General features: G+C 60.9%; 1 protein-coding gene. It reads left to right on the top strand.

Features of this window, described 5'->3' with window-relative positions; all coding sequences use genetic code 11:
* Positions 1 to 251, top strand: a 251-nt coding sequence (locus tag AC6EI8_RS26675) for a hypothetical protein (RefSeq protein ID WP_498383426.1), incomplete at its 5' end; no start/stop codon positions are given.
* Between the last annotated feature and the right edge of the window lie 5 nt (positions 252 to 256).

Below are 256 nucleotides of genomic sequence, written 5' to 3'. Positions count from 1 at the left end.
GCATCCGAACCATAACGATCAAGGTTTGCGACCGCTGCGGCGCGGAGGATGCCGGCGAAAGTCGCAAGAACGAATGGGGCGAAACCACAGTGGCATGGAAAGGCCACACCGGCGGACGAGCATGGGACGGTTCCGCAGGCGGATGCAATCACGACGGTAAGGCGTGGCTCTGCCTGTCCTGCACCAAGGATTTCCTCGCATTCATGAAGGGCGCCTCGCAAGCGGCAGAGGGGGAGCGCAATCATGGTTGAACTGA

The sequence above is a fragment of the Cupriavidus sp. R6-3 genome (assembly GCF_059772245.1).
This window is presented reverse-complemented; position numbering and strand designations above follow the sequence as displayed.